Here is a 12,597-nt window from a genome sequence, read left to right on the forward strand (position 1 = left end):
CGATGCCCTAAGACACCCCTTTAGTAGTAGGGAGATCATAACATATTAATAATCGTAAAATATGTTTTATTTTCCCTAAGCTACTGGGAATACTAGAAAAGAATAGAAATTGGTGAAACATAAGCAACACCAATTCATAGTATCGATAACGGTAAACCTGATTTGAGGTGATCAGGCAACCGTTACTTGAGAATCGCCCGTTTCTACAATCGATTCTTGTAACAAGCCAGCATAAATACCATTGTGTGCCACCAGCTGTTGATGATTACCTTGCTCAACAATTTCACCCTTTTCCAACACCAAAATCGTATCTGAGTGACGAACGGTACTCAAACGGTGTGCAATCGCAATCACAGTTTTTTCCTTGAAAAGGCGCTGCATTGCTTTTTGAATCAGGTCTTCGGTGATTGAATCTACCGAACTGGTCGCCTCGTCAAGCATCATCAATTGACCACCCTGTGCAACCGCTCGAGCGAACGAGATAAGCTGCGTTTGCCCTACAGACAAGTTAGAGCCGTTCTTTTCCAAGTGGAAGTCATAACCTTGTGGCAATTGTTCAATAAACTTATCGGCATAAACATAGCGCGCCGCCTGTTCAACCTCAGTTCTAGATAGATGCGTTTTGCCCAGCGCGATATTGAATTGAATGGTCTCTTCAAATAAGTGCACGTCTTGCATCATCATTGAGAACAAATGAGCAGAGTCTTCACTTGAGATCTGTGACAGCTCTATTCCATTCAACAAAATGCTGCCTTCATAATCTTGGTAGGTTTTAGAGATCAGACGCAGAATCGTCGACTTGCCCGAACCCGTCGAACCCACAAGGGCGATTTGATGCCCTTTCTCCAATACAAACGAGACATTCTTTAGAACGTAGGGAGAGTCGTCTTTGTAGCGGAAGCTTACGTTCTTAAACTCTAGGCTCACAAACTGTTCAAGCTGCTTCTCAACCTTGTTAGATGACAACAGGTTGCGCCCTTCTTCTTCAGTCGGCTCAACAAACAGCTCTTCAATATGGTCAAACGCTGCAAATGAACTCTGAATCGAAGCGATCTGCGAAGTAAAGTCACGAATCGGAACAAACACTTTCTCTAAGGTGTTGATGAACGCAATCAGCACACCCAAGGTGAGCGCCCCTTCTAACACTTGCTCAGAGCCATACCAGATCATAATCGCGATAGTGATGGAGGTGATGCCAGAGATAAACGAGAACAAAATCGCATCGTATTTATTGATCTTCTTCTGCGCTCTTAAAAACTCATCGGTATAGCCTTGGTAGCGTTGCTCGACTTGCTCTTCTGCTCGGTACATCTGAACGGTTTTCATGCCAAATAAGACTTCTTGTAAAAAGCCAATACTGCGAGCCAAAGAAGAACGAGTCACCTTATACAAAGCACGAAGTCGGTTTCTCACATACACCGTCAAGTACATCACTGGTGGCATAATGATCAATACAATCATCGTTAACTGCCAATCAATAAAGAACATCATCACTAACAGAGCAATGGTATTGATGCTGTCTTTAACTAGCCCGACAACCGACTGAACAAACGTCTCGCCGATGGTTTCCAAATCACTGGTTAATCGTGAAAGCGTTGCGCCAATCGGTGTGTTATCAAAATAGCTGCGTGGCAGTTTGAGCACGCGAGCAAACAACACTGAGCGCATGTCAGTTATCGTGTATTGCCCGGTTTTACGTAGGTTGTACGAATAGGTGGTATCCACCACATAGCTCGCCACCAGCACGGCAACGAGATAGAAGACGTACTCGAGCAGTCCATCCATATCCCCGTGACTCAGGTGAACATCGATCACTTGAATGATCAGCCAAGGGAACAACAAGCTCGTGATGACAGAAAGAGGAAGCATAGCGATGCCCAGAATCGCAGAGCCTTTGTATTTCTTAGCAAACTTAAAAAAGTGCTTGAGGTACTTGAGATCAACACGTTTTAACATGCTGCTGCCTCCGTTTCATTCTGCTGTAGTTGCCATGTATCGTAATAGTAATCACAGGTTTTCAATAACGTGGCGTGGTCGCCCTTCGCGATCACTTTACCTTCGTTCAACACGATGACTTCATCCATATATTCAAGGGCATTAACGCGGTGTGAAACCACAAGAACCGATTGATTTTCCAAACGTTTAAACAAACCTTCCAAGATCTTACGTTCTGTTTCATAGTCGACAGCCGATAGAACGTTATCCATGATGATCAGGTCGGTGGGTTGCAATAAAGCACGCGCAATACTTAAGCGCTGCTTCTGACCACCTGACAACATGATCCCTTTCTCACCGACTAAGGTTTGATCGCCGTGTTCAAAACGTGTCACATCACTAGCCAACTGGCTGAGCTCTAGCACTTCATCAACCTGACTCTTTGCCAAATCGGTATCTAGGCTACCAAAGCGGATATTGTCTTCGACGGTTGCTGAAAACAGGTAAGGGTCTTGAGTCACGGTTTTCACGTAACGGCGTAAGTCACTGCGTGAGAAGCTAGTGACATCTCTTTCACCAAGGAAAACAGAACCTTGTGGTACATCCAAGTGGTGGTTTAAGCAGTTCACTAATGTCGTTTTACCCGCTCCGATCCCGCCTAACACACCCACTTTCTTACCTGTTGGAATATCAAAGCTGATGTCATCGAGAATCACGCGTTCTTCACCTGAATAGCTGAAGCTGAGGTTGCGAACAGAAAACGTTTTTCCCTTCAGTGATTCAACATCTAGTTCAGTCAGCTTATCTTCATCTAGCTCTGGGACTTTGGCATTAAGAATGGTTTGTGCACTTTGGATACCGACCATGCCTCGCTGATAAATGGTCGCGATTCTGCCAAGTTGCATCAATGGCATAGCGAGCAAAACCGAGTAAGTCAGAAAGGCGGTAATCTCACCAAGTGTGAGTTCCTGTCTCATTAACATGTAGCCACCAAGCCCAAGAATGATGATTTTCATCAGGTCATTGGCGTAGTCGAGTACCGGCATAAAGAAGACTTGAATGCGTGTAATTTTAAGGCGGCATTCAAGCAATAACTGGTTCAGCTTTTCAGTTTCGGCTTTCACCCAAGGTGACATCTGCTGGCTCTTAATGAGATCAATCCCAGACAGGTAACTCATTAGCTGAGCAGACAGGTTTTGTAGACGCTTCATGTGCTCTAAATGCAGCGTTTTCATACGCTTGAAGCCCACACGGAAAATCACAAAAGCGATTGAGATAGGAATGATCGAATAAAGCGTTAATTCTGGTGAGATACGCCACATGTAAAGAGGCGTCAACGACAACGCAAGCAAGGCATTGAAGAACTGCAAGAAGCCGACACCAAACAGCAGTCGAATGCCACTAAGGTCATTGTTGATAATCGAGATCAGTCGACCCGAAGCAAAGCGTTCGTGAAAGCTGCTCGGTAAGCGATTCAACTTTTGTAGAAGTGTACTTTTAAGTGCGGCCTCTGTAATTCGCCCCGGATTAAGCGCATAGATACGAGACAGAATTCTCACCACCACCATGGCAACCGACATCCCGACCACAATCCAAACATAGGTTTGAAGCTGTTGGTGGCCAGTTGAAGAGGCATCATCAATCAAATCTATCGCCAATTGGATATAGCGAGGGATCTCTACTTGTAACCAGTTAACGAGAAAGATGAACACAATCGCCAATAAGTACGAGGTGCGATTCATGCGCAGATAATGGGCAATAAACTGTCTTTTATTCATAGTATTCTTTGTTTAGGGCAGGCTCACAGCGAGATTTAACGATATAACCGGGCAGTTAAGCTAGATAGGTTCATCGCTGAGGTAAAGATACATCAAAAACACTTAGTTGACAATATCAACCATATTCAATAATTAGTTTCGGGTATTAAATTTTAGCATTGCTAGAAACAACTTTGCCGCCAAAAGTGGCGGCAAATAAATAGCTTAGCAGGCTAGTATTGATAACGGCTAAAGCATCTCTTTGGCAATCAAATGCAGCAAAAAGGTTTCACGTTCAATACTCATGCCCTTCTTAGGGCTCTCTGCCATGGTCTTTTCGTTATGAGCGATCGCTTCATGGATATTCATCCACACCGGTTTCATCCCGTTTTTCACTTCATAATCTTCGTAAGCCGTTTCACCAAGCTCACGATCGATCTTGCATGAGTAGCAGTAAGAAATCATGTGCATCATGTCTGCATCATCTTTGTACCAAGGACGAAACTCTTCAAAAATGCCGAACGGCTTGATGCTATGGATATTCTTCGCGCCAGTCTCTTCTTCGAGTTCACGAACCATACCTGCGATCACATCTTCCCCTTCATCCAAACCACCACCAGGAATGGTGTAGTCGTGATAACGCTCTGTATACAGCATCAGAATGTCTTCACCATCTAACACAATGGCACGGGCAGCGTTGCGCTTATAGACCGTTTTATTGTCTAGATGGTCGATATCAGGATGGATGGTTGTTTTTAGGTGTCTCATGATTCTGACTGCTCTACTGAATTTGGCGGCATCATATCATAATCATCAATAGATTCGAGGTTCACAACCGCTAACCAGAACGGATCGGACGGGGATATTCCTACGGTAACTTGAATCCACTTAGCTTGATCTAACACTCAAAAAGTCGTTAAACATGAAGAAATATCAACCTATTTCAATATCTTGACCAAATTAGGACAACCTTTTCTGAAATCTAAAATATACTAATTTCATAGAGCTTCTCATTTGGTTCTGTAGAACTTAACGCATTCGATTATAGAGTTATCACGTAGGAGATAGACATGAAGAAAATTGGTTTGATGGCTGTATGTGCCGTTGTATTAGGCGGTTGTGCAAACGACTATGCAGAATATAGCGAGGGCCAACGTGTTTCAGTCGCTAACCCAGCAGCGGTTTATTGTGTTCAACAGGACGGTGAATTAGACACGGTTACTGAAAACAATCAGCGTACAACTTACTGTGTATTCGATGACGGCGAGCGCATTGAACAGTGGGAGTACTACCGCAATAACCATGAGCAAGATTCAGAAAACCAAAGTTAATCACTGTAAAAAACACATGAGCCTTCTGGCACAATGTTATGGGCGATGATTACGTTCGAGCGGTTAAAAACATCGCTGAAGAAGGCACTGAGCTTCTAGCTTACTGTCTGATTGCCTTTGCGAGTTTAAAGACCGTTATTGGCATCACGAGAAAGAAATAATCACCTATCGCCACCAGCGATGTGTGTGATCCGATTCCGGATCTAAATAACGGTTCAATAAAGTCAGGTTAGTATCTAGTAGAGCTAGGTATTCCCTGACTTTTTTTACATCGGTACCCACTGAAGTCTGCTGGATACAGCGCTCCAATGCTGGGAGTAAACTCTCCACAATGTCAAAGTCAGATGAACGTCCAACGAGCTCTTTGGCAGTGATCAATGCTTCCAAAGACAGTCTTTCTGGCTCTCGTCTAACCAACTCTAAATCTCGCTTAAATGCGCCCGCACAAACACCTTCAAGATAAACTCGGTAGGTCGTCAGTACGTCCATCAACAGAAACAATTGCCCCTGAGCACTTTGATGTGGGTATGGCACCGCAACATGAGCCTCCAACCTGCGATCTATTTGCTGCTCTACCCCAAGTGCGGAACACTTCTCGATGAGAACTTTAAGCAAACCTTGCTCGCCCATGAGCGATTGAATCTCGAATATACGTTGTAAATGGTAGTCATTCGAAACGAATGTCACTTGCACACTTTGCCCGCGAGTAAACAGCCCGCTTGCAATCAACTCTGAGGCCAAGTTCTGTATGTTCTCGACAGTGTTGGTCGAGTGCTGCTCGAGCAAAATCGCCCCTAAAGAAAACGGATGTTCACGCTGCTTTTCAAGCTTTCTAAAGTACTGGTGCATCGCGTCGGCTTCAGACAGTGTTTGCCCTTTTGTTAGCCCACCACAAAATGCTACCGCAGTTTGCTGATTCGACTCTTCTACCAAAGGCTCCGCCAGATACTCAACCAAAGCATCAACTCGACTGATTCCTTCATCAGTCAATTTATTCTCATTAAGTCGCTTACCCAGCACAATAAGGAGGTGATTAATGCTCATTTTATGTTCAAGTCTCGTTTTGGGGATTAGATGGAGTGAATTATGTATACAATACTTGTTAACAAAAGTATTTTGAAATTCTTATATGTTGCTCGCAATAATGCTCACTATTGATAGCGACATCTTAGGTAATACAAGAATAAACGTGTCGCTTTACAGCAAACATAGCACGCTCTTGTATTTCATCGCTCTATGCTTGTTAGCACTAGTCGATAAAAGAGCCCTTTCAATCAATGAATACGCTCTATCGCATAACTGTTTCAACCACAGAACAGGTTCACTCAAAGAAGTGCAACTAACCAAATACAAATTTTACACAGAGTTCGTCCATCGAACCGTCTTCACAGGAAGTTACTATGCTGTCTATTTTTGATATCTACAAAATTGGGGTTGGACCATCCAGCTCCCACACAAATGGACCAATGATCGCTGGGTTTAACTTTACCCAAAAAATTGATGCTCAGCTTAAGCAAGTGAAGCGTATTCAAATCGACTTATACGGCTCGTTATCATTGACGGGTATTGGTCACCACACAGACAGAGCGACCTTGTTAGGTTTGCTAGGTAACCGCCCCGACACCATTAAAATCACCAGTGCTAACCAAGCAATGCGTAAGGCGATTGAAGATAAATCTCTATTGGTTAGCGGTAACCATGAAATTTATTTCGATGTAGAAAGCGATCTGCTCTTCCACAAAACTAACCTTCCGTTGCATGAAAATGGCATGACTATCTCTGCCTTTGACGAAAGCGGCAGCCTTCTGGATATGGAAACCTACTACTCGATTGGTGGTGGCTTTATCGCAACCGCTGATGAGCTACAAAACGGCAAACAGGAAGCAGAAACACAAGTTGAGTTCCCTTTCTCTTCCGCTGATCAGTTACTTGAACTATCCGAACAACAAGGACTGAGCCTTGGTGGCTTAATTCTACGTAACGAAGTTTCATTCCAAGGTATGGATGTGATTGACCGGAAAGCCGACCAAATTTGGAAGGTGATGTCTCTGTGTATGCAGCGTGGCTTTGACACAGAAGGCATCCTTGATGGCGGCCTAGAAGTCACTCGTCGAGCACCTGCTCTGCTTAAAAAGCTTGAAGCGAATGCCTCGATTGAAAACGATCCAATGGAGATCATGGATTGGATTAACCTATTTGCCTTTGCCGTGAGTGAAGAGAATGCAGCGGGCGGTCAGGTCGTGACATCACCGACCAACGGTGCGGCTGGGGTTATACCTGCGGTATTGATGTACTACCATCGTTTCATCAAGGAGCTAGACACCAAGCAGCTTAAAGACTTCTTGGCAGTCTCTGGCGCAATCGGCATCTTATACAAAACCAACGCTTCGATTTCTGGCGCAGAGGTAGGTTGTCAGGGTGAAGTCGGCGTTTCTTCATCAATGGCCGCAGCAGGCCTAACTGCCCTACGTGGTGGTAGCAACGAACAGATTTGTATTGCCGCTGAGATCGCGATGGAACACTCACTGGGCATGACATGCGATCCGATCGGTGGCCTTGTTCAGGTGCCATGTATCGAACGTAACGCAATGGGTGCAATGAAAGCCATCAATGCATCGCGCATGGCGTTGAAACGTACCAGCAAGTGTCTTATCTCGTTAGACAAGGTTATCGAGACCATGTATCAAACAGGTAAAGACATGAACAAGAAGTACCGTGAAACTTCTCTAGGCGGCCTAGCCGTGATCCACATGGCACCACCTTGTGAATAAAAGACAGGAACACGAGTGGAGAAAGCCTCTATAGAGACAGCATGCTTGTAAACTTAGTTTTCAATATCTCAACAAAGCCAGCCACCAAGCTGGCTTTTTTATTGGCTAAAGCCCAACAGCTAATTGAAAGTGATACTCACTCAAAATAACTTACAGAATGACTACCTCTAACTTTCCCTTTATTAGTTCATTACTTAGCCACAAATGATGATGGCTAAATTTCATACCGCCATGCATCCACTTGCAAAATCTAACGTTGCAAATCTCATTCATGAGAAATATGAATGCACTCATAAGAAAAGATATATCGAGTATAGTTCTGTTTGGGACAGATGTTTCAGTTTATGTATTACTACTAATGATATTATAATCGGGTAATTACACTACATATTAATACAAACGTGAGAATAAAATAATGTGGAATAGATTAAACAAATCAATGATGTTCTGCCAAATGATGTTCGGACTTTCGTTCTATGGCGTCATGGTGATCTTGACTCGTTTCTTCCTTGAAGATCTGAACTACAATGAAGCCGACACCATGATGGTTGTTGGTGCTTTCTCTGCAATCGGACCGCTATTTGCTATCGCAGGTGGCTTTATCGCCGACAAGTTTTTAGGCGCTTACCGATCTTTAACCATTGCCTTCCTAGGGTTCGCAAGTGGTTACGTTCTACTGGTACTTGGTGCAGCAGCAACCAATGTTCCGATGGCATTATGTGGTATTGCGTTAGCAAGTTATGCACGTGGTTTGATGTCCCCTTCTTACCCAAGTCTTTACAAACGCACGTTCAAAACTCAAGAAGATTTTGAGAACTGCTACCCAATCAACTACTCAGTAAACAATATTGGTGCTCTGTTAGGCCAATACCTGTTCCCAATGCTAGTACTTGTTGTTGGTTTCCACGGTGGTTTCCTTCTTTCAGCGGTTCTAGCCGGTGCTGCGCTTCTGATGATGATCTTTGTTCGCAAAGGCCTTGTTGAAGCAAGTGCTGAAATCGACCAAAAACCAGTAAGCACTAAAAACTGGGCAGCGTTCCTTGGTCTTTCTGCCGCTATGATTGGCTTGGTATTCTTCATGTTCTCGAACATGGATATTGGCCAAAACATCGTATACGCAATTGGCGGTGCAGCAATCGTCTACTTTGTTTCTTTGATGTTGAAATCGAAGAAATCAGACATGCTGAAAATGGGCACTATTTTAATCATCACATTCCTGACGACATGTTTCTTCGTGTACTACGGTCAGATGATGACTTCGATGACAATGGTAGCGATCAACACAATGCGTGGCGATCTATTTGGTTTTATCCCTGTTGCACCTGAAGCTTCAATGGCAATGAACCCACTATGGTGTATGGTTGCTGGTCCTATCATCGCGGGTATCTTCTCTAGCCTAGAAAAGAAAAACATTAACTTCTCAACTGCAACCAAAGTCGGTTTCTCTTTCATCCTTACGGCTATCGCTTTCGGTATCCTTACGATGGCAGTAACGACAGTGGGTGACGATGTTCTGATCCGCCCAGAAGTCTTCCTAGCGATTCACTTCTTCCTAGCATTCGGTGAAGTGATTGTAGGTTCAATGGTTGTAGCCTTCATCCTGTCTGTTGCACCTAAGCACATTGAAAACTTCTCAGTAAGCTTGTTCTCTGTTGCTATCGCACTATCAGGCATTGTTGGCGCGGTATTCTCAACGTCTATTGCACTAGAGAAAGGTCAAGAGATCACACAAGAGATCGTGCAAACGGTTTACGGTGATTACTTCCAAATGCTGACTGTTCTTGCCGTCGTGATGGTAGGTATCGCAATGGCAGCATCGTTCATTATTCGTAAGATGCTAGAAGCTGCGAAAGCCGCTGAAGAAACGATTGAACTAGAGCAAGCAAACAGCTAATTCTGTTCGCTGAGTCAAACCAATCCTAAGAGCCCTTTAGTTTTCTAAAGGGCTCTTTTTTGTAGGATCCGTTTCTCAATAGGATCTGTCGTATAAGTTAGGTAGTACATGTGTAAACAAAAGTAAATGATAACTATTAGTATTGAGTGTTTTTTAGTTCAGGATTATGATGTGGAAATCCAAATCTAAGAGAGCCTTATATGAGCAAGCCTAGCCCTATCACATTAACCGTTACTCAAACCTCAACAATTACTCCAAACATGCAGCGCATAACGCTTAGCGGTGAGGGATTAAGTAAATACCCAACAGAATGTGCCGGCGGCTACATCAAGCTTTTATTCTCGCCACTTGGCACGACTGATTTAAGCCAGCTAAACGAAGGTGAGCGCCCAACCATGCGTACCTACACCATTCATCAGTACAATCCTGTAGAGCAGTGGATTGAAGTCGATTTCGTTCGTCACATCACTAAAGATTTGCAGTGTGGCTTTGCTGCAAGGTGGGCAATGAACGCGAAAGTGGGTGACACTATTTCAGTGGCTGGTCCTGGTTTAATTCAGGGGCTTAACCTAGAGTCAGACTGGTTCTTCTTAGTTGCAGACATGACGTCCCTACCTGCGCTTTCTGCAAAAGTAAAAACGCTCCCAGAAACAGCAACTGGTCACGCTATCATTCAGATCAACTCAGCAGCAGATAAGCAGGTACTTGAGACTCCTCAAGGTATCAAAGTAACCTGGTTGATTGAAGATGAAACCTCAGAGTCACTTTCACAAACCGTGCGCAACACAGAATGGTTAGAAGGTCAGGTTTCAATATGGACAGCGTGTGAATTTGAAAGCATGCGTGAGCTAAGACAATACTTCCGCAACGAAAAAGAAGTCGCGAAAGAGAACATCTACATCAGCAGCTACTGGAAACGTGGTGTCACTGAAGATGGCCACAAAGTGTTGAAACAGCAAGATGCTCAAGATTTAGCGGGGTAAGTCTTTTACTACCTACAGCTTTTTACTAGATAAAGAGAAAACGCCCTTAACGAAGTTTGTTTCGCTAAGGGCGTTTTTTCATTTAACTTAATAGAGATACCTATTCACAAATCCCCAATCACTCAGGCGATCTTTTTAGTCAATGAGATAACTAAGCCAGCAATAATTAGAGATACGCCTACACCGCGAGTCGCGTGCCACTTTTCCTTTAAAAAGTAGATCCCCATCACTACGCCGAAAATGATACTCACTTGCCTAAGAGCAACAACCAAGCTGACATTTTCAGTCATGGTCATCGCAAACAGCACTAAGCCATAGGTCGAAGCCATCATGATACCGGCCACTGTGGCTTTCTTACGTAGTATCCACGCATTAGTAAACTCGATTCTTTGGTTGGTTACGAATAACCAAACACTCAGCGGAATCACAATCGCCCAAAACTGAATGCCTAGGTAGAAAATCGCGGTGTGCTTGTTAGTTATAACTGGTGTGCTCAAAGGATCGAGTAACAGAAGCGCTTCTTTATCAATGATGGAATAGCCCGTGGTACCAATGGCCGCGATTAACGCCCACAGTACGCCAAGGTTGAGATACGCTTTTAACCTAAGATCTGAAAACTTCTTAAGTGGTACAAACAAACAACCCAAGGTAATCAAGGTGAAGCCAAACCATTGATTAGGTGACAGCTCATAGCCTATCAACACCGTGCCTAAACCCACCATCAACACGGGCAGCGCTCGTGCCATCGGGTAAATCACCCCAATATCGGCCTGCTTGTAGGCTACACCTAAGCCGATTAAATAGATGATTTGGCAAATACCACTTAAAAGAAGTAGCTTCCAGAATAAAAGCGTGATATCCACAAAGCCGACACTGTAAATGAACCAAATCAAATAGGGAGTCAATATCGCAGCAGCGGCAAAGCCAGAGGCTAAGAAGAAAGACGAGCCCGATCCTTGATTCGATTTACCTAGAACGTTCCAACCCGCGTGAAGCAAAGCCGAAATAGTCACGATGACGATGGCAGAGAATTCCATTTCATTCCTAAATTATAGATGAATTAGCACAACGGCTGACAACAGGTGATAAAAAGGCCTCCGAATAAGAGACCTTTGAACTTTTCAATTGGGCAATCCTGCATAATTGCAGATATGCTAACGTTCTAACGTATGACTAGCGCTCTAGCTGCGCGATTGACTCAATACTGATCGCGTCATGACGCCAATACTCAATATCACAGTCAATCAGATCGCCGTTTTGATTGTAGTTAACACGCTCAACAACCATTGCAGGTGAGCCAGAAGTCGCACGCAGGGCTTGCGCTGTCTCGCCAAGTAAAGACGTTGTGCTCACTCGGTAACGGATCTTCTGATACACCACACCAAAGTGTTCGCGGTAGATGTCCGTCAACGATTTAGACAAGTCATAATCAAGCAAGTTAGGGAACAACTCTGGTCGAATGTAGTTGGTCACATACACAACCGGCCTATCTTCAAGATAACGAACTCTGTCTACTCGATAAACGTCCGAGAAAGGTTGTAACTCAAGAAGCCGAGTCGCCTCCTTGGTTGCTAACATTCCTTTCGCCGCCACCAACTCAGTTTTCGGCTGTCGATTCTGCGATAGAGCCATATTGGTGAAGTTCAGCGTTTGTGTTGGATCGTAACGAAGCGGCTCGGGAGAGATAAACCAACCACGTCGGTCTTCTCGATAAATGCGCCCTTCCGCTTCAAGTGAAGACAAGGCTTCGCGTAAGGTAACTCGAGTCGTATCAAACGATTCAGCCAGCTTACGTTCCGCAGGCAGCTTCTGTCGTGGTGTTAACATCCCCGACTCTATCTGCTCTACGATGACATCTTTGATTTTTACGTACTGCACTTCATTTCCTTTCATTCTTGTTCTTGTCGTCAGCCACTCCTTGGCCAA

General features: G+C 44.2%; 11 protein-coding genes. 5 read left to right on the forward strand and 6 right to left on the reverse strand.

Annotated elements, in window-relative coordinates; all coding sequences use genetic code 11:
- Positions 1–171: 171 nt before the first annotated feature.
- The 3 genes from AB6E51_RS05140 to AB6E51_RS05150 all read right to left on the reverse strand — a co-directional run bounded on the left by AB6E51_RS05140 (position 172) and on the right by AB6E51_RS05150 (position 4,460).
- Positions 172–1,956 carry an ABC transporter ATP-binding protein gene (locus AB6E51_RS05140; protein ID WP_372058049.1) on the reverse strand — a complete coding sequence of 595 codons (1,785 nt, stop codon included), beginning with the start codon at positions 1,954–1,956 and terminating at the stop codon, positions 172–174.
- Positions 1,950–3,713, reverse strand: coding sequence for an ABC transporter ATP-binding protein (locus AB6E51_RS05145; RefSeq protein WP_017059523.1), 1,764 nt, complete (start codon positions 3,711–3,713; stop codon positions 1,950–1,952). The genes AB6E51_RS05140 and AB6E51_RS05145 overlap by 7 nt, the downstream gene beginning before the upstream one ends.
- A gap of 228 nt (positions 3,714–3,941) precedes the next feature.
- Positions 3,942–4,460: an NUDIX hydrolase gene (locus AB6E51_RS05150; protein WP_017059522.1), complete on the reverse strand. Its 519-nt coding sequence runs from the start codon at positions 4,458–4,460 to the stop codon at positions 3,942–3,944.
- Positions 4,461–4,762: 302 nt separating this feature from the next.
- Between AB6E51_RS05150 and AB6E51_RS05155 the strand changes: the two genes are divergently transcribed.
- Together AB6E51_RS05155 and AB6E51_RS05160 are read left to right on the forward strand one after the other, a co-directional pair.
- A complete protein-coding gene (locus tag AB6E51_RS05155; RefSeq protein WP_017059521.1) occupies positions 4,763–5,023 on the forward strand; it encodes a DUF333 domain-containing protein in 261 nt (86 codons plus the stop codon).
- Positions 5,024–5,061: 38 nt separating this feature from the next.
- Positions 5,062–5,184, forward strand: a complete 123-nt coding sequence (locus AB6E51_RS05160; protein WP_017059520.1) for a hypothetical protein — start codon at positions 5,062–5,064, stop codon at positions 5,182–5,184.
- Between the two features lie 4 nt (positions 5,185–5,188).
- Here AB6E51_RS05160 and AB6E51_RS05165 read toward each other — a convergent pair whose 3' ends face one another.
- The gene (locus AB6E51_RS05165) at positions 5,189–6,067 is read right to left on the reverse strand and encodes a YdcF family protein (protein WP_372058050.1); all 879 of its coding nucleotides are present in this window, start codon (positions 6,065–6,067) and stop codon (positions 5,189–5,191) included.
- Positions 6,068–6,423: 356 nt separating this feature from the next.
- On the opposite strand from AB6E51_RS05165, the gene AB6E51_RS05170 reads away from it, so the two are divergent.
- The 3 genes from AB6E51_RS05170 (at position 6,424) to AB6E51_RS05180 (ending at position 10,671) form a co-directional block, all read left to right on the forward strand.
- Positions 6,424–7,794, forward strand: coding sequence for an L-serine ammonia-lyase (locus AB6E51_RS05170; protein ID WP_102393582.1), 1,371 nt, complete (start codon positions 6,424–6,426; stop codon positions 7,792–7,794).
- Between the two features lie 415 nt (positions 7,795–8,209).
- Entirely contained in the window at positions 8,210–9,688 is a 1,479-nt protein-coding gene (locus tag AB6E51_RS05175; protein WP_069601584.1) for a peptide MFS transporter, read from the forward strand.
- A gap of 200 nt (positions 9,689–9,888) precedes the next feature.
- Entirely contained in the window at positions 9,889–10,671 is a 783-nt protein-coding gene (locus tag AB6E51_RS05180; RefSeq protein WP_372058051.1) for a siderophore-interacting protein, read from the forward strand.
- Positions 10,672–10,793: 122 nt separating this feature from the next.
- Here the strand turns inward: AB6E51_RS05180 and AB6E51_RS05185 are convergent, their stop codons facing one another.
- Complete coding sequence (locus tag AB6E51_RS05185; protein WP_372058052.1) at positions 10,794–11,708, reverse strand: multidrug transporter; 915 nt, start codon at positions 11,706–11,708, stop codon at positions 10,794–10,796.
- 136 nt (positions 11,709–11,844) lie between these two features.
- Positions 11,845–12,549: a phosphonate utilization transcriptional regulator PhnR gene (gene phnR, locus AB6E51_RS05190; protein ID WP_029235340.1), complete on the reverse strand. Its 705-nt coding sequence runs from the start codon at positions 12,547–12,549 to the stop codon at positions 11,845–11,847.
- Positions 12,550–12,597 lie beyond the last annotated feature (48 nt).

The sequence above is a fragment of the Vibrio sp. 10N.247.311.47 genome (assembly GCF_041467535.1).
GTDB lineage: Bacteria > Pseudomonadota > Gammaproteobacteria > Enterobacterales > Vibrionaceae > Vibrio > Vibrio crassostreae_C.